General features: G+C 71.2%; 1 protein-coding gene. It reads left to right on the top strand.

What is annotated here, in order from left to right; all coding sequences use genetic code 11:
• Positions 1–296: helix-turn-helix domain-containing protein (locus RM590_RS35670; protein ID WP_311708964.1), on the top strand; the 296-nt coding region annotated here is incomplete at its 5' end.
• Between the last annotated feature and the right edge of the window lie 141 nt (positions 297–437).

Raw genomic sequence — 437 nt, 5'->3', positions numbered from 1 at the left:
ACCTCGATGAGGTCCTGCGCCGCCCCGCCGTCCAGGAGTGGGCCGCCCGCCAACTGGCCCCGATCGCCGCCCCGGTGGGCGGGGCGGCGGCCGAGGACACCCTGCGGGCCTGGCTGAGGTGCGAGGGCCGGCTCGGTCCGACAGCGGCCGAGCTGGGGATCTCCGTCCCCGGAGCCCGCAAACGCCTCACCCGGCTGGAGACCGTGCTCCAGCGCTCGCTGCTCCGCCCCCCGAGCGCCCGCTACGACCTGTGGCTGGCGCTGCGGGCCCGGGATCTCCGTACCGCTACTTCGTGAAGATGAAGTACTTCCAGTCGCTGTGCGTCGTGGAGTTGACGCTGTCGCCGGACGAACCGTTGATGTACGAGGCACGCACACGCATCTTGTAGCCGACGTCGTGGGGGCCTTCGAGCATCACGACCGACTTGCCCTTGGTGC

It is taken from the genome of Streptomyces litchfieldiae (assembly GCF_031845365.1).
In the GTDB taxonomy this organism is placed as follows: Bacteria; Actinomycetota; Actinomycetes; order Streptomycetales; family Streptomycetaceae; genus Streptomyces; species Streptomyces litchfieldiae.
The sequence above is the reverse complement of the archived record's forward strand: the minus strand, read 5'-3'. Positions and strand labels throughout refer to the sequence as shown.